General features: G+C 72.9%; 21 protein-coding genes. 17 read left to right on the top strand and 4 right to left on the bottom strand.

All coding sequences use genetic code 11. From position 1 onward, the window contains the following. Positions 1–5: 5 nt before the first annotated feature. The 4 genes from AB5J51_RS19780 (at position 6) to AB5J51_RS19795 (ending at position 1,896) form a co-directional block, all read left to right on the top strand. Positions 6–251: a hypothetical protein gene (locus tag AB5J51_RS19780; RefSeq protein ID WP_053789393.1), complete on the top strand. Its 246-nt coding sequence runs from the start codon at positions 6–8 to the stop codon at positions 249–251. 279 nt (positions 252–530) lie between these two features. Next, on the top strand, positions 531–1,109 hold the full coding sequence (locus AB5J51_RS19785; RefSeq protein ID WP_136224740.1) for a class F sortase: 579 nt from the start codon (positions 531–533) through the stop codon (positions 1,107–1,109). Positions 1,110–1,278: 169 nt separating this feature from the next. After that, entirely contained in the window at positions 1,279–1,653 is a 375-nt protein-coding gene (locus AB5J51_RS19790; RefSeq protein ID WP_369778193.1) for a hypothetical protein, read from the top strand. A gap of 57 nt (positions 1,654–1,710) precedes the next feature. Next, positions 1,711–1,896, top strand: coding sequence for a hypothetical protein (locus AB5J51_RS19795; protein WP_168724257.1), 186 nt, complete (start codon positions 1,711–1,713; stop codon positions 1,894–1,896). 63 nt (positions 1,897–1,959) lie between these two features. Here AB5J51_RS19795 and AB5J51_RS19800 read toward each other — a convergent pair whose 3' ends face one another. After that, on the bottom strand, positions 1,960–2,364 hold the full coding sequence (locus tag AB5J51_RS19800; protein ID WP_053789396.1) for a hypothetical protein: 405 nt from the start codon (positions 2,362–2,364) through the stop codon (positions 1,960–1,962). 162 nt (positions 2,365–2,526) lie between these two features. On the opposite strand from AB5J51_RS19800, the gene AB5J51_RS19805 reads away from it, so the two are divergent. From AB5J51_RS19805 to AB5J51_RS19820, 4 genes are all read left to right on the top strand, one after another. After that, on the top strand, positions 2,527–3,354 hold the full coding sequence (locus AB5J51_RS19805; protein ID WP_136224742.1) for a hypothetical protein: 828 nt from the start codon (positions 2,527–2,529) through the stop codon (positions 3,352–3,354). Between the two features lie 109 nt (positions 3,355–3,463). Next, positions 3,464–5,461: an FUSC family protein gene (locus AB5J51_RS19810; RefSeq protein ID WP_369778195.1), complete on the top strand. Its 1,998-nt coding sequence runs from the start codon at positions 3,464–3,466 to the stop codon at positions 5,459–5,461. A 95-nt stretch (positions 5,462–5,556) separates the two neighbouring features. Beyond that, positions 5,557–6,276, top strand: coding sequence for a hypothetical protein (locus AB5J51_RS19815; RefSeq protein WP_369778196.1), 720 nt, complete (start codon positions 5,557–5,559; stop codon positions 6,274–6,276). A gap of 24 nt (positions 6,277–6,300) precedes the next feature. Further along, complete coding sequence (locus tag AB5J51_RS19820) at positions 6,301–7,581, top strand: HAMP domain-containing sensor histidine kinase (protein ID WP_324616759.1); 1,281 nt, start codon at positions 6,301–6,303, stop codon at positions 7,579–7,581. 86 nt (positions 7,582–7,667) lie between these two features. Here AB5J51_RS19820 and AB5J51_RS19825 read toward each other — a convergent pair whose 3' ends face one another. Then, positions 7,668–9,770, bottom strand: coding sequence for a PhoX family phosphatase (locus AB5J51_RS19825; RefSeq protein ID WP_369778198.1), 2,103 nt, complete (start codon positions 9,768–9,770; stop codon positions 7,668–7,670). Positions 9,771–10,063: 293 nt separating this feature from the next. On the opposite strand from AB5J51_RS19825, the gene AB5J51_RS19830 reads away from it, so the two are divergent. Continuing rightward, positions 10,064–11,767, top strand: a complete 1,704-nt coding sequence (locus AB5J51_RS19830; protein ID WP_369778200.1) for a VWA domain-containing protein — start codon at positions 10,064–10,066, stop codon at positions 11,765–11,767. 73 nt (positions 11,768–11,840) lie between these two features. Here AB5J51_RS19830 and aspS read toward each other — a convergent pair whose 3' ends face one another. Then, positions 11,841–13,658 (bottom strand): aspartate--tRNA ligase, encoded by a 1,818-nt coding sequence (gene aspS / locus AB5J51_RS19835; RefSeq protein WP_053789401.1) that lies wholly within the window; start codon positions 13,656–13,658, stop codon positions 11,841–11,843. A 136-nt stretch (positions 13,659–13,794) separates the two neighbouring features. On the opposite strand from aspS, the gene AB5J51_RS19840 reads away from it, so the two are divergent. The 8 genes from AB5J51_RS19840 to AB5J51_RS19875 all read left to right on the top strand — a co-directional run bounded on the left by AB5J51_RS19840 (position 13,795) and on the right by AB5J51_RS19875 (position 22,807). Beyond that, positions 13,795–15,960 carry a SpoIIE family protein phosphatase gene (locus tag AB5J51_RS19840; protein WP_369780280.1) on the top strand — a complete coding sequence of 722 codons (2,166 nt, stop codon included), beginning with the start codon at positions 13,795–13,797 and terminating at the stop codon, positions 15,958–15,960. Then, entirely contained in the window at positions 15,957–17,018 is a 1,062-nt protein-coding gene (locus AB5J51_RS19845; protein WP_369780281.1) for an AI-2E family transporter, read from the top strand. The genes AB5J51_RS19840 and AB5J51_RS19845 overlap by 4 nt, the downstream gene beginning before the upstream one ends. 310 nt (positions 17,019–17,328) lie before the next feature. Continuing rightward, the gene (locus tag AB5J51_RS19850) at positions 17,329–17,634 is read left to right on the top strand and encodes a hypothetical protein (protein ID WP_136224747.1); all 306 of its coding nucleotides are present in this window, start codon (positions 17,329–17,331) and stop codon (positions 17,632–17,634) included. Between the two features lie 102 nt (positions 17,635–17,736). Next, complete coding sequence (locus AB5J51_RS19855) at positions 17,737–18,672, top strand: hypothetical protein (RefSeq protein WP_369778201.1); 936 nt, start codon at positions 17,737–17,739, stop codon at positions 18,670–18,672. After that, on the top strand, positions 18,669–19,226 hold the full coding sequence (locus AB5J51_RS19860; protein ID WP_369778202.1) for a hypothetical protein: 558 nt from the start codon (positions 18,669–18,671) through the stop codon (positions 19,224–19,226). Before AB5J51_RS19855 ends, AB5J51_RS19860 begins: the two co-directional genes overlap by 4 nt. A 19-nt stretch (positions 19,227–19,245) precedes the next feature. Further along, complete coding sequence (locus tag AB5J51_RS19865; protein ID WP_240805745.1) at positions 19,246–20,769, top strand: peptidoglycan-binding protein; 1,524 nt, start codon at positions 19,246–19,248, stop codon at positions 20,767–20,769. Further along, entirely contained in the window at positions 20,766–21,521 is a 756-nt protein-coding gene (locus tag AB5J51_RS19870; protein WP_136227687.1) for an ABC transporter ATP-binding protein, read from the top strand. Before AB5J51_RS19865 ends, AB5J51_RS19870 begins: the two co-directional genes overlap by 4 nt. A gap of 17 nt (positions 21,522–21,538) precedes the next feature. Continuing rightward, complete coding sequence (locus AB5J51_RS19875) at positions 21,539–22,807, top strand: ABC transporter permease (protein ID WP_053789407.1); 1,269 nt, start codon at positions 21,539–21,541, stop codon at positions 22,805–22,807. Between the two features lie 219 nt (positions 22,808–23,026). Here the strand turns inward: AB5J51_RS19875 and AB5J51_RS19880 are convergent, their stop codons facing one another. Beyond that, positions 23,027–24,013: a pirin family protein gene (locus AB5J51_RS19880; protein ID WP_369778204.1), complete on the bottom strand. Its 987-nt coding sequence runs from the start codon at positions 24,011–24,013 to the stop codon at positions 23,027–23,029. Positions 24,014–24,096 lie beyond the last annotated feature (83 nt).

Genomic DNA, 24,096 nt, shown 5'->3' on the forward strand with positions numbered 1-24,096 from the left:
AGTACATGCAGACGGCGATCTGGGAATGGCGCGGCTGGACGGGCGCCGTCCCGTTCTGGCTCAACACCGTTCTGCTGCTCCTGGCCCCTTTCACCGCCGCCACGCTGCTGGCCCAGGTCGGCATCATCACGGCCCTGGCCGCCCTCGGCGGCCTGGCCCGCCACCTCTGGTTCGGCGACCACGGCCACCCGGCCATCCACCTCGCCGCCGCCCTCATGGGGGCGGCGGCGGTCGCTTTCGTCCTCGTGTGAACTCCCGCGCCCCCGTTCCCTCACGTCCCGGGCCCATCGGGTCGTGCCCACCCGCGCGGGGCGTGTCCCACTCGTTCGGCCGTATCCTGCGCAATCCTCGGGACGGGGGCGGTGTACCCGGCACCAGCTGGGAAGACGCCAGGGGTGGAGTGGCGACACGCCTGTGACGTGGCGTCAGTCTCCGGCGTTGTAACCGGTACTGACGGGCAGGGAGGGGTTCCACTGCTCTCAGGAGACCCGGCCGCCGGAGCCGGGGGGATCGGACCAGGAGGAAATTCCATGCCCCGCGCCAAGTGGGTGGTCGGCGTGCTGACAGTGGCTCTGCTGGGCACCGGCATAGGGATGTTGCGCAGCACCGAGGGCGCGCGGCCCACCGCGGCCACGGCCGCCGACGCGCTGCCCTCGCGGGCGCTGGGCCTGTCCGGTCACCGCCGGCTCGTCGAGCAGCTGGAGCACTCCGGGCAGCACGCCCCCGCAAAGGGGCCCCGACCCGCGCGGGCCGCCGCCATCACACCACTGCGGGCGAGCCGGCCGCAGAGGCTGCACATCCCGAGTCTCGGGGTCGACCTGGCGCTGGGCGGGGACGGGGACGAGGCCTCCTGGGACCAGGACACCCCGGCCCCGGGCTCGGCCGGCACCGCCGTGGTCACGGCCGCCGACCTGCGCCTCGGCGAGCTGCGACGCGGGCTGACCGTCGAGATCGCGCGTGCGGACGGCCGTACCGCCGTCTTCACCGTCGACCGGGTCTCACCCGGGGTCAGCGGTCGCGGGCAGCGGCCGGGGCGGGCCCAACTGCGGCTAGTCGGCGGCGAGACCACGGTCCTGGCGCGGCTGACCGGCCGGCACCGCACCCGCTGACCCCGCCGGCCCCGCTCCCCGAAACGCCCCCCGAACGCCCCCCGACCGCCCCGCGTACGAGCTCCCGCCCCGGCTTCCTGTCATCCGAGGGGGGTGTCTTCGTCCCCCGGTCGGGGGCTTCCGGGGCCCGGTCGGGGAGTCGTCCGGCGTGTCGGGGCAGACCCCTCGCATGAGCGGGACACGGCATGCACGCACGGCACTGGCCAGGGCCCTTTCGGCGGCCTGTGTCGTGCTGCTGTGCCTGTTCGCGTCCGGTCCCGCCGTCACGACGGCCGCAGCGTCAGCCGCCGCCGTCGAGCGCACCGAATCCGGCGCGCCGAGCGAGCCGGGCACCCCCGTCGAGGGCGAGTCCGATCCGGCCACGGATCCCGAAGTGCGCCCCGCCGTACGCCTCGTCGTGCGCGGACTGCCCGGTGTACGGCAGCTGCCGCGGCCCGTGTTTCACGTGAAACACGCCGGTCAGACGATGCGCGCCGATTCGTACGGGACGGCCGGGCCGACGCCGTCCGCGGGAACGGTGCGGAGTGTGGTCCTGCGCTGCTGAGCGGGCCGAGCAGCAGCGCGTACCCCACACACCCCCGAACACCGTGAGGTTTCCGGCATGCCCATCGACCCTTACGCCGCCCTGAACGCCATGCTCCGCGCCGAGGTCACCCGCTGCACCCCGCCGGCCCCGAAGCCGCCGAGCCGTGGAAGCGAGAGCGAGGACACCTCCGCCGCCTCCGCCGCCTCCGTGGCCGCGGTGGCCACCTCCGCCACCGGCTCCGAGTCCTCGCCGGAGGACTGACCCGCGGGATGCTGGCAGGCGCCGGTTCCCGTACGGGGACCGGCGCCTGTCTCGGCTCCCGGCTCAGGCCTCGCGTTGGTAGAAGCGGTAGAACGCCACCAGTCCGACACCGGCGCCGGTGATCAGGCCAATCCAGCTCGAGCGCAGGACCGAGTGGTCGGTGAGGCTGTTCAGGTAGCCCACGGCGATACCGGCGAAGACGCCGTACGCCGCGGCGTGCACCTCCCGCTTCAGCCGGGGGCCGACGCGGGCGAGGGCGAACATGATGCCGGCGAAGAGGGCGCCGCACAGGATTCCGTAGAAGACGTTGCCCGCATCGACGGGTCCCGTCTGGCGTTGCATGAAGGCCGCCCAGACGCCGTAGACCAGTCCGAGGAGCAGCGCCCGCGTCAGCTGGCCCCTGCTCGCTTCGTCCATGCCACCCGTCTGCAGGTGCCGCCTCTGGGCGGTGGGTGCCGCATGTGCCATGACAGGGCTCCTCTCTCCCATCCTCCAGGGCACACCCGCCGCCCCCGACCGGCAAGTGGATCAGCCGAGGCGGACAACGTCGGCGGGGCCGAGGCCGACGGCCGCCACCCGCCCGCAGCAGCACCGCTCGCGCCCCGCACCGCCGCGGCTTTCCCTGGTGACGTGCGCACCTTCCTCTCGGCGGTACTCGTCGTCCTCGTGACCGTCCTCGTGCCCGCCGGCGCCGTCGCGTACTGGGCCGACCGCGAGCTGGGCAACGCCGACCGGTACACCGCCGCCATGTCCCCGCTGGCCGGGAACACGGCCGTCCAGGGCGTCGTCGTCACCCAGGCGCGCCGCGCCCTCGCCGGGCAGATCGACGCCGGCCCGTTCCAGGGCGGGGTCGACGCCCTCCTCGGAGAGGCCCTGCGCTCCTTCGCCGGCACCCCCGCCTACCGCACCGCCTGGGACGCGGCCAACCGCGCCGCGCACGCCGCCTTCCTCCAGGCCCTCACCACCGGCGACGGCAACGCGGTCACCATCGACCTCGCACCCGTCATCGAGCAGATCAAAGGGGAACTCGTCGCCGACGGAGTGCCGTTCGCCGACCGCATCCCCGTGACCCACGTATCGGTCAAGGTCATGGAGTACGACAACCTCGGCGCGCTCCGGAAGGGCTTCCGCATGCTGCAGATCGCCGGCATCTGGCTTCCCGTGCTGACCGTGGTGCTGGCCGTGGCGGCGATCGCCGTCGCCGTCCGCCGGCGCCGCGCCGTGATCGCCACCGGCCTGGGCGTCGCCGTCGGCGCCGCCCTGCTGTGGATCGCGGTGGCCGTCTGCCGCCGGCTCACGCTGGACGATCTGCCGGCCGACATCGACCGGGCGGCCGCCGCGGCGGTGTACGACGCGCTCACCGCGTTCCTGCGCACCACCGCCTGGGTGATCCTGGCGATCGGGCTCGGCGCCGCTCTCGCCGCCTGGTTGACGGGCCGACTACGTCGCACCCCATAAGCTCGGAAGGTACCAACGCACTCAGACCGCCCCAGAAGAACGCAAGAAGAACGCAAGACCACGGAACAGCGCAGAAGAACCGATTCCCGAGCGGCCGCACGGAAGCTGAATGAGCACCGAACGCACCGAACAGATACCGTCCGGGCGACCCCGGCACCGTCCGCTGGCCCCGCCCGCCTGGCTGCTCAACGGCTTGCGGCCGAGCACCGCCCCGATCCCCTGGGCCGCGGCCGCGCGAGCCGGCGTGGCGATGGCCACCCCGCTCGCCGTCGGCTTCGCCCTGAACGAGCCCGAATACGGGGCCCTCGTCTCGATGGGCGCCCTGTCCGGGGTCATCGGCGATACCGCCGACGCCTACCGCATGCGGGTCCTGAACATCGCCGTGCCGCAGCTCTTCGGCGCGGTCGGAGTCGCCCTGGGCACCCTGGTCTTCGGCCACGGCTGGCTCGCCGTCGGCGTCCTCACCCTGATCGCCCTCGTCTCCGGGATGATCTCCTCGATCGGCACGGTCGCCTCCGTCTCCGGACTGCTGCTGCTCCTCAACGCCGTGGTCGGCGCCGGCCTGCCGCTCCCCCGGCCCTGGTGGACGGCCCCGCTGCTGCTCGTTGCGGGCGGGCTCTTCGTCCTCCTGCTGACCCTGCTGGGCTGGCCGCTGCGCGGGCGGCAACCGGAGCGCGTCGCCGTGGCGGCCACCTACCGGGCCCTCGCCGACGCCCTGGAATCCGCGGGCGGACCGGACTACGACGAGCGCCGCCGGCAGGTCACGCATGCCCTGAACCAGGCTTACGACCTGGTGCTGGGCCGCCGGGCCCGGGTGCACGGCCGCAGCCCCTCCCTCGTGCGGATGCTGGCCCAGTTGAACGTGGTGATCCCCCTGGTCGAGGCCGCACCCGCCATGCACCTGCGCGGCAGGCCCCTGCCGCCCGAGATCCCGGCGGCCGTACGGGACCTGGCACGGGCCGTGGAACAAGGCCGCACGGGGAAGGCCGTACTGGAGCTGCCCACGCCGCACACACCCGCCGAACGGGCCCTCGACGCTGCCGTGCGGCATGCGGCGGCCATCGTCCACCTGCCGGAACCGGACCTGCACAACGTCGACGACCGGCTCGGCCGGCCCGCCGCGCTGACGGTCCGGGCCCGGCGGGCGGTGCGCGACATGATGCTGTCCGGCGCCTCCTGGCGGTACGGGCTGCGCCTCGCCCTGTGCATCGGGCTGGCCCAGTCACTGGTCTCCCTGGTCCCGGTCGAGCGGTCCTACTGGATCGCGCTGACCGTCACCTTCGTCCTCAAGCCCGACTTCGGCTCGGTGTTCTCCCGGGCCCTGCTGCGGGCCCTGGGGACGGCGGCCGGACTGGTCGTGGCCGCCGCCGTGCTCGCCGAGGTGCCGCGCGGCTGGTGGGACGTGCCGGTGATGGTGGTGCTCGGCGCCCTGATCCCCGCGTTCTCCGTCAAGGGGTACGCCTTCCAGACCGCCGCGATCACCCCGGTGATCCTGCTGCTCTCGGACCTCCTCAACCACCAGGGCTTCGACCTGATCCGGCCCCGGCTGCTGGACAGCCTGATCGGCTGCGCCATCACCCTCGTCTTCGGCTATCTGCTGTGGCCCGAGAGCTGGCACACCCGGATCGGCGACCGGCTCGCCGACACGGTGGACGATGCGGCCCGGTACGTGGAGCGGGCCTTCGGGGGCCATCCGGACACGGAGGCCGGGCGGCAGGCCGCCCGGACCGCCCGGCTCCAGGCCCGGCGGCGGATCTACCGGGACATGTCGGGCGTACGGAACGAGTTCCAGCGGGCTCTGACCGAGCCGCCGCCGACGGGGGCGCGGGCCGCCGCCTGGTGGCCGCTGGTCGTCGCCGTCGAGCGGATCGTGGACGCGACCACCGCCGCCCGGGTCCGGGTCAACCACGGCGCCCAGGCCCCCCGCGACGAGGAGGTGGCCGGCGTCATCACCGACCTGCACGCCCTCGCCGAGGGCGTGCGCACCGCCCGGAGCCCTGCCCAGCTGCGGCCCGCGGCCCCGCGGCCCGGGGACGAGACCTCCGTCCTGGCCCCGGTGCGCCACGAGGTGGCGGCGGCCCGCGCGATCGCCTCCGCGGACCACTGAGGCCGGACGGACCGTCCACCGGCGCCGGACCGGGACCGTCGCCCGAATGGCCCCGGGGCCGGGCCCGCACGGCCCGGGCGGGAGAGCATCGGTGCATGAGGCGCCCCTCCCCGCGCGGCCGCGCAGTGGCCCCGGTCCTCGCCGCCGTCCTCGCGGCGACGGCCGGGTGCGCCGATGTGGAGGGGCTGCGCAACGACGGCGACCTGGGCACCGCGCACGCCCCTGAGACCCTGTGGGAGAACATCCACCCGGACCCGCCCGGGCCGGGCCAGCAGCCCGGCAAGGCCGCCGTGGTGCCAGGGCTGCCCAAGGTCGCGAACCTCAGCATGCAGGGCGTGAACGCGGTGGAGGTCGTACGGGCCGACATCACCGCCGCCACCGCCGAGGACGGCGGGACCGGGCGCCTCGTCGACCCCCGGGCGGTGCAGCGGCTCGGGCTGTGTACACAGGCTGTGGACGGAGGTCCGTACTGCCCGGTGCGGCCCGCGGTCCTGCGCGACGTGACGGGCGACGGCCGGGACGAGCTGATCACCGCCCTGGACGTCGACGGCCGGGTCAGCGAACTGCGCGTCTACACCGTCCGCGACGACGGGTCCATCGCGCGGATCCTGTCCCGGCGCGGGGTGCTCGAGGGCGTGGAGGTGGCCGCCGAACACCTGGCGGTCCGCGAGCCCACCTCGAACCCGGACAAGGTCTCCGTCTCCGACTACGTGTGGGACCCGAAGGCCGGGATCATGAACCTCACCCAGCTCACGCTCGACGAATGCGCCGGCACGAAGGACAGCGGCATCCCGTGCTCGACGAGCAGGGTCTGAGGGGGACGGGCCGCGATGCGGGTCATGAGCAGCCTGCGCTGGAAGATCGCCCTGACCGTCGCGGCGGTGTCCTGCGCGGTCGCGGCGGCGCTGGGGATCCTCGTGCACAACGTGGTCGCGCAGCAGATCGTCGGGGAGGTGCGCAAGGACGCGGACCGGGAGCTGGAGCACGCCCTCGCCCACTACCAGTACGGCACCGCACACGGCGACGTGAACCTCGCCCTCGACCCGCCCGGCCTGCCGGGTCCGCTGCGGAAGCTGGTGTCACGCGGCCTGACCGGCAGCATGGTCGGCGAGCACGACGCCACACCCGTCATGTGGGCCGCCGCACCCGCCGACGGCAAGGCCCTCACCGTCTGGATCCCGTACGAGAGCACCCGCCACCGGCTGCAGGACATCGACACGGCGATCCTCGCCTCCTCGGCGGTGGCGGCCGGAGTGGTCGCGCTGGCCGGCGTGTTCCTCGCCCACCGGATCAGCCGGCGGCTGACGACCACGGCCGCCGTGGCCCGCCGGATCAGCGCCGGCGACCTGGACGCGCGCGTGGGGTTCCCCGCCGAGGAGGACGGTCCGCACGGCACGGACAGCGGCGGCCGGCGACTGCCGCGCCACCGCGACGAGGTGGGGGACGTGGCGCAGGCGCTCGACTCGATGGCCGAGTCCCTGCAGAAGCGGATCGAGGCGGAGAAGCGCTTCACCGCGGACGTCGCGCACGAGCTGCGCACCCCGCTCACCGGCTCGCTGGCCGCGGCCGCCCTGCTGCCGGAGGGCCGCCCCAAGGAGATGATCAACGACCGGCTCAAAGCCCTGCACCTGCTCACCGAGGACCTGCTGGAGATCTCCCGGCTGGAGTCGGGCGTCGAGCGGGCCGACCTGACCCGGGTGGAACTCGGCCGGGCGGTGCAGCGGGCCGTCGCGGCGACCCGCCTGGAGGCCTCGGTACGGGTGGTCCGGGACGCGGTGGTGCTCACCGACCGGCGGCGGCTGGACCGGATCCTGGCCAATCTGCTGGTCAACGCCGACAAACACGGGGAACCACCGGTCGAGGTCACCGTCGAGGGCCCGGTGGTGGTCGTGCGCGACCACGGGTCCGGCTACCCGCCCGAGCTGGTCGAGCAGGGCCCGCAGCGGTTCCGCACCGGGGACCCGGGCCGCGGCCGGGGTCACGGGCTGGGCCTGACGATCGCGGCCGGCCAGGCGGCGGTCCTGGAGATCACCCTGGGCTTCGCCAACGCACCCGACGGCGGGGCGGTGACCACGCTCAGGCTCCCCGTGGGCCGCCTGACGGAGGGAACATCCACCTAAAACACCCCGGGCGGGCGGTGTTTCACGTGAAACACCGCCCGCCCGGGGTGGATTCAACGGTCAACCGACCGCGCGTACCGGCCGGATCAGACGCCGATGTTCTTGCCGTCCTTGCGCCAGACGGACACGACCGCCGGACGGACGATCTTGCCGGGGCCGTCGGGCCACACCGACTGGGGCTTCTCCACGGACGCACCGTCGATCTCGCCCGGGTGCTGGACGGCCACCAGGACGCGCTTGTCCTGGACCAGCGGGCCGCAGGTCTCGGCGCCGCGGGGGACGGTCAGGAACTGCTTCAGCTCACCGCGGCGGTCACCGGCGGTGGCGACACCGAACAGGCCGTCGTGCGAGCCGAGCTGGTTGCCGTCCGTGGAGATCCACAGGTTGCCGTGCGGGTCGAAGGTCACGTTGTCCGGGCAGGAGATCGGGCTGACCTTGTCCTTCGGGAAGCCCGCGAAGAACGTGGACGGGTCCTTCGGGTCACCGGCGACCAGGAACAGGCGCCAGGCGAAGCCGTCACCGGCCGGGTCGTCGAAGTTCTCGGCGAGCTCCAGGATCTGGCCGTGCTTGTTCAGGTTGCGCGGGTTGGCCTCGTCCGCACCGGCCTTGCCGGCCTTGCCGCGGTCGCTGTTGTTGGTGAGGACCACGTACACGCGGCCGGTGCGCGGCGAGGGCTCGATGTCCTCGGGGCGGTCCATCTTGGTCGCGCCCACCTTGTCGCCGGCCTCACGCGTGAAGACGGCCACCTCTTCGGCGGTCATGCCCTCGACGTGCGAGACGTTGCCGGAGGGGGAGGAGGTGAGGAGCTTGATCCACACGCCGGAGCCGTCGAACTGGCCGTCGGAGGGGTGCTTGCCGGAGCCGTCGATCTCCGCGGCCGGGGAGTCACCGGTCAGCTTGGCGACGTACAGGGTGCCCTCGTCGAGCAGCGTGAGGTTGTGCTCCTTGGCCGCGCGCGAATTGCCCTTCTTCATCTGCTTCGACGAGACGAACTTGTAGAAGTAGTCGAACTTCTCGTCGTCGCCCATGTAGACGACCGGACGGCCGTCCTCGGTCAGGCGGGGCTGGGCGCCCTCGTGCTTGAAGCGGCCCAGAGCGGTGCGCTTGCGCGGGGTGGAGTTCGGGTCGTACGGGTCGAGCTCGACGACCCAGCCGAAGCGGTGCGGCTCGTTGGGCTCCTGGAGCACGTCGAAGCGCTTGTCGAAGCGCTCCCACTTGCGCTCGGTGGCGCCGCTGGTGACGCCGTAGCGCTTCAGGCGGGCGGCCTGGGTGGCGTCGGTGACCTGGCCGGCGTTGGCGAAGTACTGGTTGAAGTTCTCCTCGCCGTGCAGCGTGGTGCCCCACGGGGTGGTGCCGCCGGAGCAGTTGTTGAGCGTGCCGAGGACCTTGGTGCCGGTCGCGTCGACGGAGGTCTTCACCAGGGCGCTGCCCGCGGCCGGGCCGGTGAGCTTGAACTCGCTGGTCGCGGTGAGGCGGCGGTTGAGCTGGTGGCGGTTGACCGCGGTCAGCTTGCCGCTGCGGTGGTCCTCCTGGACCACGACGACGCCGAGGCCGTGGGCGGCCCAGGCGATCTCGACCTGCTCGCGGGTCGGGTTCGCCGGGTCGTAGCCCTTGAACATGAGGATCTCGTCGGTGTACTCGTGGTTGGCCACGAGGAGCTGCTGGCGCTCGTAGTCGCCGCCGAGCGGGAGCAGCGAGAGGAAGTCGTTGTTGTAGCCGAACTGGCCGGCCTGGGCGGCAGCGGTCTGCTTGTCGGCGTTGAACCCCGGAGCACCCTTGATGATGGGCTCGCCCCAGCGGATGACCACGTTCTGCTCGTAGCCCTCGGGGACGGTGACCCGGTCGTCGGTGTTCGGCGCGACGGCCTTGAAGCGCAGACCGCGGGCGCCGGCGGCGTTGGCGGCGTCCGCGCCGGCCCCCTGGGCGTCGACGGCGGGGGCGGCGGTGGCCGAGGAGCCGTTGCCGCTGAGGGTGACGGCGGTACCGGCGGCGGTGGCGACCGTGACGACGGCGGCGGAGCGCAGCATCGAGCGGCGGGAGTAGGCGCGGGCGATGACGTCGCCGACGTACTCGTTGCCGCTCTTGTTCGGCACCTCGTGGAAGCAGGCGTCACCACAGCGGTAGCGACAGGTGAGGGCGGAACGGCCGCCCCCATGCGGGTTGCCTATGAGCGGCAGAAGCTTGCGCACGAATGTCCTCCGTAGATGCACGGGCGCCGACGTCATGTCGGTCGAATCCAGCCGTGACGGTAGGCGCGAGTTGCGCCGATGCGGCGGCGACGGGATGAACGCCCGGTGAACCGAGCACGTCGGTGCGGGAGTTCGGCAAGATGGGGTGTGTGCTGGGTGGGCCGGGCGCCACGAAGGGCGCCCCTGCCGAAGTTCCAGCCAAGCGGCCGATAACCTTACGTGTCCACTCTGGGCAGGGATCAACCGCGCAGCACGGACAAATGACGCACGCACTCATGCGAAAGGCCTGGCCCATGGGTATTCGGAGCTTGTTGCGCAAGGTGTTCGGACGGTCTGCCGAGCCGGTTCCGGAGACGACGGACGGCGGATCGGCAGCCGTCCCGAGCCAGGCGGAACGCACCCCCCTGGACGTGGCGGCCGAACTGGTCGCGGCGTCCTTCGACAATCCGACGGTTCCCCCGCAGTCCGCTCCGCGGGACCGCGAACCGGGGACCCTTCTCACCGCCCCGGCGCCGGACCCCACGGTCCCGGAGGCACGCCGCCCCATGCCGGGGTCGGTTCATCAGGACCCCCCGGCTGCGGCGAAGCCGGTCGCCGAGCGGGAGCCCGTCGCGGCCGAGGCCGAGCCGGAGGAAGTCACCGCCGAGCCGGTGGCCGAGGCAGTCGAGGCCGAGCCCGCGGTCGAGGCCGAAGCAGTGGTCGAAGCCGAGCCTGCGGTCGAGGCCGCTGCTGAGGCGGCGGTCGAGCCTGCGGCAGAGGCCGAAGCCGAGGTTGTGGCCGAAGTCGAGGCCGAGGCCGAAGCCGAGGCCGAGGCCCCCGCGCCGGAGGCCGTTGTCGAGGTCGTCGCCGAGCCGGTGGCCGAGGTACAGCCCGAGGCCGAGGCCCCCGTGGCCGAAGTCGCGGCCGAGGCCGAGAGCACCGAGGCGGAGCCGGTCGTCGAGCCGGAGCCGGAAGCGGACGCCGCCGAGGTCGTTGCGGCCGAGGAAGCGGAGGAAGCGGCCGAAGAGGCCGTGGCCGAGCCGGTGGCCGCTGAGGCCGAGGCCCCCGCGCCGGAGACCGTTGACGAGGCGGTCGCCGAGGCCGAGCCCGAGGTCATCGCAGCCGAAGCCGAGCCCGAGGTCGCGGCCGAGCCCGTGGCCGAAGCCGAGCCCGAGGTCGCGGCCGAGCCCGTGGCCGAAGCCGAGCCCGAGGTCGCGGCCGAGCCCGAGGTCGCAGTCGAGCCCGAGGTCGAGGTCGTCGCAGCCGAGGCCGAGGCCCCCGCGGTGGAACCGGTCGTCGAGGTCGAGGACGTCGTCGCCGAGCCGGTCGCCGAGCCGGTCGCCGAGGTCGGCGCCGACGGGCCCGCTCATGCCCTGGCTGCCGTGAAGCGGCAGGCGCCCGGGGTGGCCGGGGCCTACAAGGCCGCCGGGCAGGTGCTCCGGGGCAAGGACAAGGCCGGTGCGCGGGCCAAGGTGTACCTGGTCCTGGACCGGTCCGGGTCGATGCGCCCGTTCTACAAGGACGGCAGCGCCCAGCACCTCGCGGACCACGCCCTCGCCCTCGCCGCCCACCTGGACGACGAGGCGACCGTGCACACCGTGTTCTTCTCCACGGACGTGGACGGCACCGCCGACCTGACCCTCGACGCCCACGACGGCGACTGGGTCGAGGCCCGCCACGCCGAGCTCGGCCACATGGGCCGCACCAGCTACCACCGCGCCGTGGAGCAGGTCATCGAGCGCTACCAGAAGGACGGCGGCGACCACCCCGCCCTCGTGGTGTTCCAGACCGACGGTGCCCCGGACAGCGTCCGGCCCGCCAAGCAGGCGCTCGCCGACGCCGCCGCCTCCGCGCCCGGCGTCCACTGGCAGTTCGTCGCCTTCGGCGACCACGACGCAAAGGCCTTCGACTTCCTGCGCAAGCTGGACGCCGAGAACGCCGGCTTCTTCCACGCCGGTCCCGCCCCCGCCGAGCTGACCTCCACCGCACTGGTCAAGGGCCTGCTCCAGAGCTTCTGAGCCCCCGCAGCCACGTACGGCGAAGGGCCCGGGATCCGATGGATCCCGGGCCCTTCGCCGTACGTGCGGGCGGTTACCGCGCGGCGTCCGGGTGGACGGCCTCGGAGACCGGCTTGGCCTCCGCCGGCTTCGTCTCCACCGGCTTGCGCAGCGCGATGTTCAGCTCGCGCAGGCGGGACTCCTCGAGGACGGTGGGCGCGCCCATCATCAGGTCCTGCGCGTTGCCGTTCAGCGGGAAGGCGATGGTCTCGCGGATGTTCGGCTCGTCGGCCAGCAGCATCACGATGCGGTCCACGCCCGGGGCGATGCCACCGTGCGGCGGGGCGCCGAGGCGGAAGGCACGCAGCATGCCGGCGAACTCGCGCTCGACGGTCTCGGCCTCGTAACCGGCGATCGCGAAGGCCTTCAGCATGACCTCGGGCTCGTGGTTGCGGATGGCGCCGGAGGACAGCTCGATGCCGTTGCAGACGATGTCGTACTGCCAGGCCAGGATGTCGAGCGGGTCCTTCTCCTCGAGGTCCTTCATCCCGCCCTGCGGCATGGAGAAGGGGTTGTGCGAGAAGTCGATCCGGCCGGTCTCCTCGTCCTTCTCGTACATCGGGAAGTCGACGATCCAGCAGAACCGGAAGACGTTCTCCTCGAACTGGCCGGCGCGCTTGGCGGCCTCGACCCGGACCGGGCCCATGATCTTGGAGACCTCGTCGAACTCGCCCGCGCCGAAGAACACGGCGTGGCCGGGGACCAGGCCCAGGCGCTCGGTGAGGACCTTGACGTTCTCCTCGGTGAGGAACTTGGCGATCGGGCCGGTCAGCGAACCGTCCTCGCCCACGCGGACCCACGCCAGGCCCTTGGCGCCCAGCGAGATGGCGTACTCGCCGAGGCCGTCGAAGAACTTGCGCGGCTGCGCGGCGGTGTCCGGGACGGCCAGCGCACGCACGTGCTTGCCGGCGAACGCCTTGAACTCCGAGCCCTCGAAGACGTCGGTGATGTCGACGAGCTCCAGCTTGGCGCGCAGGTCGGGCTTGTCGTTGCCGTACTTCAGCATCGACTCGCGGAACGGGATCCGCGGGAACGGCGAGGTGACCTCGCGGCCGTTGCCGAACTCGGTGAAGAGCTCGGTCATGAGGCGCTCGATCGGCTGGAAGACGTCCTCCTGCTCGACGAAGGACATCTCGACGTCGAGCTGGTAGAACTCGCCCGGCGAGCGGTCGGCGCGGGCGTCCTCGTCGCGGAAGCACGGCGCGATCTGGAAGTACCGGTCGAAGCCCGAGATCATGAGCAGCTGCTTGAACTGCTGCGGGGCCTGCGGCAGGGCGTAGAACTTGCCCGGGTTCAGGCGGGACGGGACGACGAAGTCACGCGCGCCCTCGGGCGAGGTCGCGGTGAGGATCGGGGTCGCCATCTCGTTGAAGCCGAGGGCCACCATCTTGGAGCGGATCGACGCGATGACGGCCGAGCGCAGCATGATGTTGCGGTGCATGCGCTCGCGGCGCAGGTCGAGGAAGCGGTACTCCAGGCGCCGCTCCTCGTTCACACCGTCGTCGGTGTTGATGGTGAAGGGCAGCGGGGCGGCCGCGCCGAGCACCTCGACCTCGGCGGCCTCGATCTCGATCTCGCCGGTGGGCAGGTCGGCGTTGATGTTCTCGGCGCCGCGCGAGACGACCTTGCCGTCGACGCGGACGACGGTCTCCTTGGAGAGCTTGTCCAGGACGGCGGCCGCGGCGGTGCCGGGGCGGGCGACGAGCTGCGTGATGCCGTAGTGGTCGCGCAGATCGATGAAGAGGATGCCGCCCAGGTCTCGACGGTTGTGCAGCCAGCCGCTCAGCCGGACGTCGGCGTTGACGTCAGAGGCGCGGAGCTCGCCGCAGGTGTGGGACCTGTACCGATGCATCAGTCATCCAGTTCTTCGCGATACCAGGGTGGATTCAACCCTCACAAGGTTACCGTCCGGGCCGGGGACCGTGCGGGAGTGCCCGGCAGCCCCTGTGAACAGGCACGCCGGGGGGATGACCTGTAAAGATGACCGGGTGCGCACCGAGGACGTCCTGGCCGCCATCGCGACGGGCCTGTGGCGATGGGACAACGCCTCCGGGACGGTCACTCTCGACAGCGAGGCCGCCCGGCTCCTGGGGCTGCCCGCGGAGCCCGTCGTCCTGCCGGAGGTCGCCGTACGGTCGCGGTTTCACCCGGTGGACTGGAACGAGATCAACGGGATCGTCAATCTCGCGGTGGCCGAGGACACCCTCGCGGAGGCCCGGCTGCGGATCATGGACGAGGACGGGCGGGTGCTGCGCACCGTACGCAGCCGCTCCAAGCCCGTCGAGAACCGCTCGGACGAGGGCCGCGTCGACTACGAGCTGATCGGCACCATCCAGGAGATCGCCGAGCCGCAGCCCGGCACCACCGCCGTGCACACCCCGATCACCGGCGACTGGCGGCGTTCGCGCGAGGCCTTCCTGCTGGACGCGGGGCGGGCGCTCGCCGAGGCCCGGTCCACGGCCGAGGTGCTGCGGGTCGCCGCGTCGCTCTCGATGCCCGGCTTCAGCCCCGACGGGCTGGCGGTCTTCGGCGTGGCCGGGGACCGACTGTCGATCATCGGGCACCACGGGCACGGTCCGGGGGACGAGGACCCCTTCACGGACATGCGGCTGGACACGGACTACCCGGCCGCCGAGGTCGTCCGGACCGGGCGGGCGATCTACCTGCCGTCCCCCGAGGACTACAAACGGCGCTTTCCGGCCACCTGGCCGCTCGCCCAGCGCTTCGGCCGGATCTCCTGGGCCTTCCTCCCCCTGATCGTCGCCGGGCGCACCATGGGGGCCTGGATGGCCGCGTTCAAGCACCCGGTGTCCTTCTCCCCGGACGAGCGGTCCGTCCTCACGACGGTGGCCCGGATGCTGGCCCAGGCCCTCCAGCGGGCAGGTGTGGCCGAATCCGAGCGGGAACTCACCACCGGCCTGCAACGGTCGATGATGCCGACGCTGGGCCCCGACATCCCGGGCATGCAGATCGCCGCGCGGTACGTCCCCACCGGTGGCGGACTCGAGGTCGGCGGCGACTGGTACGACATGATCCCGCTGCCCTCGGGACGGTTCGCGCTGGTCATCGGGGACGTCCAGGGGCACGACGTGCGGGCCGCCGGGCTGATGGGCCAGCTGCGGATCGCGGTGCGCGCGTACGCCTCCGAGGGCCACCGGCCGGATGCGGTGCTCTCCCGCACCTCCCGCTTCCTGGCCGGGCTGTCCTCCTCGAAGGGGCCCAACTCGTACGAGGAGTCCGACTTCGGCAGCCCGCGCTTCGCGACCTGTCTGTACGTGGAGTGCGACCCGGAGACCGGGCTGCTGGAGGTGGCCCGCGCCGGCCACCCCGACCCCGTCATCCGGATGACGGACGGCACGGTGCTGATGCGCCCGACCGCCGGCGGCCTCCCGCTCGGCATAGTCCCCGACACGGACTACCCGACGACCCGGTTCACGCTGGAGCCCGGCGAGACGATGATGCTGTGCACCGACGGGCTCATCGAGACCGGCGGGCACGACCTGGACACGGGCTGGGCGCGGCTGCGGGCGATCCTCGAATCCGAGACGCACGATCCCGGGACCCACGGGTCCGACGACCTGGAGAAGCTCGCCGACCTGCTGGTCCAGGCCGTGCACGGGCCCTCCTCGCACCACACCACCGGCCCGCTGGCCGACCGGCGCGAGGACGACATAGCCGTCGTCCTGCTGTGCCGGGACGGCGCGGGCTGCGGCTGCGGCGCCCCGGCGGCGCAGCTGACCCGCCCGGCGCGCCGCACGGTGCTGACCGTGGCGCAGGCGGAGCCGGAGCGGATCGCGGGCGCGCGCCGGCAGATCCGGGAGCTGCTGCACGACTGGGCGGACGAGGAACAGGTGGATTCGGCGGTGCTCATGGTCTCCGAGATGGTCACGAACGTCCTCCTGCACACGGACGGCGACGCCCTGCTGGTCGCGGAGGCGATGGGCGAGCTGGGGACGCGGCGGCTGCGCATCGAGGTGGCGGACGCCAGCGACGAGCTGCCGCACAAGCGGCATCCGGGCGAGATGGCGTCGAGCGGCCGGGGCGTCCTGCTGATGGAGATGCTGGCGGACAGCTGGGGCGTGGACCCGCGCGGCGAGGGCAAGTCGATCTGGTTCGAGATGTACGAACAGGCGAAGGACGACTCCCCGTGCTGACTCTGCTTCCCCCGCCGGTCAGGCGGCTGGCCGCCTGGTGCACGGTCGCGCTGCTGGTCACCGGCGTGGTCGCCGTCGGCGTGTGGCTGTGCATCACCTTCAAGACCGCCGTGACGCCCGTACTGCTCGCGCTGCTCGGAGCGGCCCTGCTCGGGCCGATGCACCGGCGGCTCGTGAGGGCGGGCGTGCCCCGCTCCCTCGCCGCCGCGCTCACCTGCCTCACCGTGCTCGTGGTGTTCGGCGGCGCCACGTACGTCGTCGTCCACGCCCTGATCAGCACCGGCGACCAGATCGCCGGCTCCCTCAAGCAGGCCGGGCAGGGTCTCGCCAGGCACTTCGGGGCCGCCGGGACCTCCCTCGAGGACCTGGCCTCCAACGCCAAGGACCTACTGGCCAAGTTCGGCGGTACGGCCGCCTCCGGCGTCATCACCGGCCTCAGCGTCGTCGGCGAGATGCTCGCCACCGCCGTCCTCGCCCTGCTGCTGATGTTCTTCTTCCTCCGCGACTCCCACCGCGCCGCCGCAGCGCTGCGCTCGCTGGCGCCGCGCGCCACCAGGGACACCGTCGAGGCCATGGCCCGCCGCGCTTACGCGGCCGTCGAGGGCTTCATGCGCGGAACCACCTTCATCGCGCTGATCGATGCCGTCTGCATCACGATCGGCCTGCTCGTCCTGCGCGTGCCCGGGGCCGTCGGCCTCGGCGCCCTGGTGTTCGTCGGCGCGTACATCCCGTACCTCGGCGCCTTCATCTCGGGCGCGGTGGCCGTCCTCGTCGCCTTCGCCGAGCGGGGATGGGTCATCGGCCTGTGGGCCGTGGGCGTGGTGCTCGCCGTACAGGTGTTGGAGGGGCACATCCTGCAGCCGGCGATCCAGAGCCGCACCGTGCAGATGCACCCGGCCGTGGTCCTGCTCGCCATCACCGCGGGCGCCAGCGTCGCCGGGATCCTGGGCATGCTGCTGGCCGTGCCGCTGACCGCGGCCGCGTTCGGCGTGGTGTCGGAGCTTCGGGGGCGCTTCGCGGGGGCCGAGAGCCCCGAGGAACACGAGGAGCCGGAGTAACGAGGGTTTCAGGACAACCGCGAAGCGGTCCTCGATCATCCGTTCGCGGAGAACCCGAGGGGTCCGTTTTCCGGCCGCCGCCCCCTCCTGCGGAAATGCCCAAAAGGATCTGAAGAGTCCGTGTAACCGGCCAGGCGCCCCGAAACGCAGCATTCAAGCCGGTCTCCGCCGCACCCCCGGATCCCCCTGGTACGGCATTCGTCTTCGTGCCATCGTCATTCACCGGACCGGGGGGCCGCTGCAGCGCTTGTGCCGCGGAGCTTTCCTCTCGGCTGCACCACGACGTGTCCGATATCCAAGAGGAGACAGCGTGCGCAAGGCAGCAAGGTTCACCGCAGTGGCACTCTCCGCCGCGACGATCGTCATGGGCTCCGTGTCCGTGGCCCACGCCGGCGACTACACCGAGGACGGGGTCCGGATCCGTTCCAACTCCACCACCTCGTCCTCCGTCAACGGCCTCGGCTACCGGAGCCACACCATCACGCCCATCTGCTACCAGTCGGGCACCGTGATCAACGGCAACCAGTGGTGGGACCGGCACAAGAACAACAACACCGGCGTCACCGGCTACAGCTCGATGACCCTGCTCACCAAGTGGGCGGCCAATCACTGCTGATCGGGCGCTCGGAGCAGCCCGGGGCCGGGACCGCTGGAATCGGTCCCGGCCCCGGGCTGCCGGGCAGTGTACGACCACCAGACCACCACGGAAAGGCTGATCGTGCTCCACGCACGCCAACGGCTGCCCCTGCTGCTGGCCGGTGCCGTCGCGGTCCTGGCGCTCGGCGCCTGCACCGCCGAACCGGCGGCGAAACAGGAGGGATCGGACGGTCCCACGGCCGAACCACAGGTGAGCGTCACGCCTCAGGCGGACCCGGCGAACGCCGTACTCCCGCTCGACGCCTACGCCTTCGACCAGAACCAGGCGAAGGTGCTCCGGCAGGCGCAGGACCTGCTCACCGAGGCCTGTATGCGCCGCATCGGTTTCGCCTCCTTCAAGAACGCGAGCACCTACGTCACCAGCGCCGGTGCGCACCGGGCCACCACCGGAATCGGCCTGGTCGACGCCGAATCCGCGAAGAAGTACGGGTACCGGACCGGCGCGTTACCGGACCGCGACGCGGCCGGCGAGAAGAAGCGCGACCCGAACGAGACGGCTGCCCTGTTCGGCCCGCAGGACGGCGGACCCGCCCATCCGGGCGCCCCGGAGGGCGGCTGCTCGGGCGAGGCCGACCGCAAGCTGTACCCGAGGAGCACCACGGGCCCCTCCGCGGCCCCGGCCGGCAACAGCCTGGTCGACCAGCTCACGCAGCAGGCCGGTGACCGGGCGCGCGGCGACAGCCGGATCGTCGCGGGCATCACGCAGTGGAGCACCTGCATGCGCGACGCGGGGTTCCAGGTGAAGACGCCCTGGGAGCTCCAGCAGATGGAGGGCACCCGGTGGACCGGGCCCATCACCTCCGAGGAGATCACCGCCGCGACCACGGACGTGTCCTGCAAGCAGAAGACGAAGCTCACGGACACCTGGAGCGCGGTCCTGACGGCCTACCAGAAAGGCCTGATCGAACGGCGCAAGCAGGACCTGGACCAGGAGAAGAAACGCCTGGACGAGCAGGTCAAATATGCGGAGAAGGTCCTGAAGGACGGCTCGGCGTGAGGGCCCCGGCCGGCCCGCGGGCCGCGGTTTCCGGCCTGCTGCCGGCCGTCGCGGCGGCTCTGGCGCTCCTCCTGGCCACGGGGTGCACCGCGCAGTCCGCGGGCCCCTCCGCCTCCCCGGCGGGTGCGAGCACCCGGTCGGCGCTGGAGCCGCCGAGCCCGGACGTGCAGCAGGCGTACGACACGTACTGGACCACCTGGCTCGCAGCGAACCGGGCGCCCGATCCCCAGGATCCGGCCGTCGAACGGGTGGCCACCGGGCAGCAGCTGCAGGAGCTCCGCGACAACCTCGCCCACTCGAAGACCGGTGGCCAGGTACTGCTCGGCGAGGTGGGCCACCGCATCGACGGCGTGGAAACCCCCGGCGCGCAGACCCGGATCCTGCACGACTGCGTCGATCTGGACCGCTGGCTCATCCATGACGCCAAGACCGGTCAGCCCGTCGACCAGCTCCAGGACAAGCCGACCCAGATGGGCGCCTTCACGCTGACCCGCGAGAAGGAGGGCGCGCCGTGGAAGGTGAGTTCGCTCGAGGTGCTCGGCGAGAACTGCTGAACGAAGAAGTGGGTTTCACGTGAAACATCAAGAGGCCGTCGCCCCCGAGGAGTCGGACGCCGCCGAGACCGACGCCGCCGAGAAGGACGCCGCGGGCGGGACCGAGGACGTACGGGCCTCGCTCGGCCGGCGGCGCCGGATCCTGATCTGGGTCGTCGCGGGCGCCGTCGCCCTCACCGGGGCCGGGGTGGTCCTCGCCGGCGCCATCCGCTCCCCCGCCCAGGTCGCGGCCGATGCCGCGGCGCCGCCCGCCTCCGTCCTGGCCGACCGGGTCGAACGGCGGGTGCTCACCTCGTCCGTGGTCGTACGGGGCACGGTCACCGCCGAGCAGTCGCTGACGGTGTCCCCGGGGGCCGGGGCCGCCGCTGCCACCGGGACGGGCGGGAAACCCGTGGTCACCCGGGTCGGCAAACAGCCCGGGGCCGCCGTACAGGCCGGCGAGGTACTGGTCGAGGTTTCGGGCCGGCCGGTGTTCGCGCTGGCCGGGGCCCTGCCCGTCTACCGGGACCTGAAGCCCGGGGCCACCGGCAAGGACGTCGGGCAGCTCCAGGAGGGACTCAAGGCGCTGGGCCACGCCACCGGCAAGGATCCGGCGGGCACCTACGGCGCCGGTACGAAGGCCGCCGTCACCGCGCTCTACGCCGCGCTCGGCTACACCCCCCGGCCGGCCGACCCAGGCGACGCCGAGAAGCTCCAGGCCGCGGAGGACGCCGCCGACACGGCCCAGCGGCAGGTCACCACCGCCAAGACCGCCCTCGCCAAGGCCAAGACGGCCGGTGGCGGCGACACCGCCGAGGCGCAGCAGCAACTCACCTTCGCCCAGCAGGACCTGGCCAAGGCCACCACCCGCCTGGAGGCGGCCCGGGCGGCGGCCGGCCCGATGGTCCCGGCGGACGAGCTCGTCTTCGTCAAGGGGTTCCCGGCCCGCGTGGAGGCGGTCAAGGCCGCAGTCGGCGAACCCGTCCCGGACGGGCTGCTGACCCTTTCGGCGGGCGCCCCGGTGATCCGGGCCTCGCTCCCGGCGCACCAGAAAGACCTGGTCAAGGCCGGGATGAAGGTCGAAGTGCTGTCCGAGGCCACCGGGCTCACCGCCACCGGGACCGTCGGCTCGGTCGCCACCGACCCGACCCCGGCCGCGGCAGGCTCGCCGACGGGCGGCGGCTCCGGCTCCGGCTCGGGTTCCGGCCCGGGCTCCGGGGAGAACCCGCCGGCCACCGCGCAGGACTCCGGCGGCTACGCACTGACCGTCAAGCCCGACCAGACCCTCGACCCCCGGCTCTCCGGCCAGGGCGTACGGCTCACCGTGACCGCCGCCTCCTCCGGGGAGCCGGTGCTCGTCGTCCCGCTCTCCGCCGTCTCCGCGGGTGCCGACGGCCGGACCACCGTCACGGTGCTGGGCAAGGACCCCGCCGCCGCGGACGCCCGGCGCCGGGTCGAGGTCCGGGCCGGGATGTCCGCCGACGGGATGGTCCAGGTCGAACCGGTCGGCGGTGGCACGCTCGCCGACGGCGACCGGGTGCTCGTCGCGCAGGCGAAGCCGTGACCGCCGACCACCCGGCTGCGAAGGCCGCCGCGGAGGCCTGCTCGGACGCCGCGCCGGCCGCCGCGCCCGGTCCCGCCCCGGTCGTCCGCTTCGAGGGCGTCGGCCTCACCTACCCCGGACCGCCGCCCGTCCAGGCGCTGCGGCCCTGCGAACTGACCGTGGAACGCGGCGAGTACGTGACCGTGGTCGGCCCGTCCGGCTCCGGGAAGTCCACCTTCCTGAACGTCGCCGGGCTCATCGACGCCCCGACCACCGGCCGGTACCTGCTCGACGGCATCGACACCGGCTCCCTGCGCGACCGCGACCGGACCGCCCTGCGCGGGCAGCGCATCGGCTTCGTCTTCCAGTCCTTCCACCTCCTGCCGCACCGCAGCGCCCTGGAGAACGTCCGCCTCGCCATGGTCTACAACGGCGTCCCGCGCGCGGAGCGCGACGACCGGGCCCGTACGGCGCTGGAGCGGGTCGGCCTCGGCCACCGCACCGGCCATCTCCCGACCCGCATGTCGGGCGGCGAGCGCCAGCGCGTGGCCATCGCCCGCGCCCTGGTCGCCGAACCCTCGCTGCTGCTGTGCGACGAGCCCACCGGGAACCTGGACACCGCCACGGCGGGCGCCGTACTGGCCCTGCTGGACGCCCTGCACGCCGACGGGCTGACCCTGCTGGTCATCACGCACGACCCCCACGTGGCCGCCCGCGGCCGGCGGACGGTGTCCATCCGCGACGGGGTCCTGAGCGAGGTCGTCCCGGCATGAGGAACATCAGTGCCCGCATGAGGAGCATCGCAAGCACCGGGCGAAGGAGGCGGGCCGACACCGCGATCACCCCCTCCCGGCTGTCCCTGCGCGACCTGCTCTCCGAGGCCCTGGCCGGGATGCTCCAGCGGCCCGCCCGCTCGGCGCTGACCGGCCTCGGCACCGTCCTGGGCGTGGGCACCTTCGTGGCGATCCTGGGCCTGACGGCCACCGCCTCCTCGCAGATCGACAGCCGCTTCAACGCGCTGACGGCGACCGAGGTCGGCGTCCAGGACACCGCGGGCGGCGGCGATCCCCAGCTCGCCCGGCAGGTGCCCCTCGCCTTCCCCGGTGACGCGGACGCCCGGGCGGCCACGCTCAACGGGGTGCGCGCCGCAGGGGTGTTCTGGCCGGTGCCGCTGGGCGAGACCACCGTACGGTCCGCCCCGGTCGCGGGGGCGGCCGGCGAGCGGATCCCGGTGGTCGCGGCCTCCCCGGGGATGCTGCGCGCGGCCGGGCTCACGCTGGGCGCGGGCCGGGCGTACGACGCCTTCCACGACGGGCGCACCGAGCAGGTCGCGGTGGTGGGCTCGGCGATGGCGGCGCGCCTCGGCATCACCACGCTGGAGAGCCGCCCGGCGGTGTTCATCGGCGAGCACCCGTTCACCGTGATCGGCATCGCGAGCGGGGCGGACCGCAAGCCGGACCTGCTGCTGTCGGTGATCGTGCCCCGGGGCACCGCCGAAAAGCTGTGGGGGCCGCCGGACAACGCCCAGCGGGCCCGGATGCTGGTGGTGACCGAGCTCGGCGCGGCCCGGCAAGTGGCCGCGGAACTCCCGCTCGCACTGCGCCCGGACCATCCCGACTGGCTGACGCCCGCGCCGCCGCCGGACCCGAAGTCCCTGCGGGCGGGGGTGACCTCCGACCTCGACCAGCTGTTCCTGCTGCTGGCGGCGATCTGCCTGGTCATCGGCGCGGTCGGGATCGCCAACACGACGCTCGTCGCGGTGCTGGAGCGGACCGGGGAGATCGGGCTGCGCCGGGCCCTGGGGGCGCGCGGGCGGCACATCACCGCCCAGTTCCTGGCCGAGTCCGCCGCCCAGGGTGCGGTGGGCGGCCTGGTGGGCACCACGCTCGGCACCCTGACCGTGGTCGGGGTGTCGGCGCTGCGCGACTGGACCCCGGTGATGTCGCCGCTCACCGTCGCCGTGGCGCCGCTGATCGGACTGGTCACCGGGGTGCTGGCCGGCCTGTATCCGGCCTGGCGGGCCTCCCGTACGCAGCCGGCGGAGGCCCTGCGCCGCTAGGGGGTGTCGTCAAAGTAGCGTCGTCCGCCCGTGAGGGCGGGGCCGGCGGGGTCTGGTGCGTGTGATCGCAAGGCGGAGGAGGGAGGCGACGCTCGCGTCGTCGACCGACGACAACGCCGCGAGCGCGCGTGCCAGACCCCGCCGGCCAGACGGGACTTTGACGACACCCCCTAGGCGCCGCCGGGCGCGGTCAGCCCGGGTCTGCCGAGAGAGCCGGGGTCAGGAGTGCTGGTCCGCCGACTTCGTGCGCTCCCGGGCGGTGGTGGGGATGGTCCCCAGCCGGCCCGCCTGGAAGTCGTCGAAGGCCTGCTGGAGCTCCTGCCGGCTGTTCATGACGAACGGCCCGTAGTGCGCCATCGGCTCCCGGATCGGGCGCCCGCCGAGGAGGATGACCTCCAGGTCCGGGGTGTTCGAGTCCTGGGACTCGTCCGCCCGCACCGTGATCGAGCCGCCCTCGCCGAAGACCGCCGTCTGCCCGGTGTGGAGGGGCCGCCGGTCGGCGCCGACGCTGCCGCGCCCGGCCATGACGTACACGAGGGCGTTGAAGTCCTCGCGCCACGGGAGGGTGACCTGCGCGCCCGGGGTGACGGTCGCGTGGATCATCGTGATCGGGGTGTGGGTGATGCCGGGGCCGGCGTGGCCGTCCAGGTCACCGGCGATCACGCGGAGCAGGGCTCCGCCGTCGGGGGTGGACAGCAGCTGGACCTGGCCGCCGCCGATGTCCTGGTAGCGCGGGGGCATCATCTTGTCGGAGGCCGGGAGGTTCACCCACAGCTGGAGGCCGTGGAAGAGGCCGCCGGACACGACGAGGGACTCCGGCGGGGCCTCGATGTGCAGGAGGCCCGAGCCGGCGGTCATCCACTGGGTGTCACCGCCGTTGATGACTCCGCCGCCGCCGTTGCTGTCCTGGTGGACGAAGGTTCCGTCGATCAGGTACGTGACGGTCTCGAAGCCGCGGTGGGGGTGCCAGGGGGTGCCCTTGGGCTCGCCCGGCGCGTACTCCACCTCGCCCATCTGATCCATCATGATGAACGGGTCGAGGTACTGGTAGTTGATCCCGGCGAACGCGCGGCGCACCGGGAACCCCTCGCCCTCGAACCCACCGGGAGCGGTCGTGACGGCCAGCACCTTGCGGGCGGCGGTCTCCGGGGCGGGCTCGGCGACGCGGGGGAGCGTCAACGGGTTCTCCACAGTCACTGCAGGCATGGTCGGAACCTCCTTCTGCGTCGAGTTTAGTTGAAACTCGAACTTTCTGCCACACCCCACAGAACAGAAGGGGCCCCGGGGAT

This window comes from Streptomyces sp. R33, from assembly GCF_041200175.1.
Lineage (GTDB): Bacteria > Actinomycetota > Actinomycetes > Streptomycetales > Streptomycetaceae > Streptomyces > Streptomyces katrae_B.

Bases quoted from the DNA above. Each gene is read 5' to 3' on its own strand.
- AB5J51_RS19780 (WP_053789393.1), top strand. From the start codon at position 6: ATGCAGACGGCGATCTGGGAATGGCGCGGCTGGACGGGCGCCGTCCCG.
- AB5J51_RS19785 (WP_136224740.1), top strand. From the start codon at position 531: ATGCCCCGCGCCAAGTGGGTGGTCGGCGTGCTGACAGTGGCTCTGCTG.
- AB5J51_RS19790 (WP_369778193.1), top strand. From the start codon at position 1,279: ATGAGCGGGACACGGCATGCACGCACGGCACTGGCCAGGGCCCTTTCG.
- AB5J51_RS19795 (WP_168724257.1), top strand. From the start codon at position 1,711: ATGCCCATCGACCCTTACGCCGCCCTGAACGCCATGCTCCGCGCCGAG.
- AB5J51_RS19800 (WP_053789396.1), bottom strand. From the start codon at position 2,364: ATGGCACATGCGGCACCCACCGCCCAGAGGCGGCACCTGCAGACGGGT.
- AB5J51_RS19810 (WP_369778195.1), top strand. From the start codon at position 3,464: ATGAGCACCGAACGCACCGAACAGATACCGTCCGGGCGACCCCGGCAC.
- AB5J51_RS19815 (WP_369778196.1), top strand. From the start codon at position 5,557: ATGAGGCGCCCCTCCCCGCGCGGCCGCGCAGTGGCCCCGGTCCTCGCC.
- AB5J51_RS19820 (WP_324616759.1), top strand. From the start codon at position 6,301: ATGAGCAGCCTGCGCTGGAAGATCGCCCTGACCGTCGCGGCGGTGTCC.
- AB5J51_RS19830 (WP_369778200.1), top strand. From the start codon at position 10,064: ATGGGTATTCGGAGCTTGTTGCGCAAGGTGTTCGGACGGTCTGCCGAG.
- aspS (WP_053789401.1), bottom strand. From the start codon at position 13,658: ATGCATCGGTACAGGTCCCACACCTGCGGCGAGCTCCGCGCCTCTGAC.
- AB5J51_RS19875 (WP_053789407.1), top strand. From the start codon at position 21,539: ATGAGGAGCATCGCAAGCACCGGGCGAAGGAGGCGGGCCGACACCGCG.
- AB5J51_RS19880 (WP_369778204.1), bottom strand. From the start codon at position 24,013: ATGCCTGCAGTGACTGTGGAGAACCCGTTGACGCTCCCCCGCGTCGCC.